General features: G+C 58.7%; 1 protein-coding gene. It reads right to left on the bottom strand.

Features of this window, described 5'->3' with window-relative positions; translation table 11 throughout:
* Positions 1 to 443: RHS repeat-associated core domain-containing protein (locus Q7W83_RS29090; RefSeq protein WP_473658415.1), on the bottom strand; the 443-nt coding region annotated here is incomplete at its 3' end.
* Between the last annotated feature and the right edge of the window lie 44 nt (positions 444 to 487).

Genomic DNA, 487 nt, shown 5'->3' on the forward strand with positions numbered 1-487 from the left:
CTGTCCGGACCGTTAAACCGCATCAACACCGGATTAAACCCTCGATACCCATTTCCCAACAAATAATGCCCCGTCACCGGGTCGGGCCGTTCGCCATTGAACCCTAACAGGCTGAGTAACCCGTTTTCAGGGTGGCGGTGGCCATAGGGTGAATAGGCGATGGGCTGGCACTGATGGTTCGCTTTAAGCGTGTGCAACACGGAGCGTTGTTGATCGGTGGCCAGCAGCGTGGTGTCGAGTGCATCGCCCTCACTTCGCTGCTGCGCCAACAGCCAGTCGTCGTGTTGGACGATCGAATGCTGCAGCGCACCCTGTATCTCGGTGGCCAGGCGGCTTTTGCAGTAGAAACGCCGATGCTGTTGCGCGTCCTGCTGTGCATGGCCGATCAACCGGTCGAGGGCGTCGTAGCGATAGTGGCAGAGGGGTTCGCGCAGTAATGGCATGGGGATGCTCCGAAGGTTCAACGTGCCTTCGATCAGTATTGGCG

The sequence above is a fragment of the Pseudomonas sp. 300 genome (assembly GCF_055803035.1).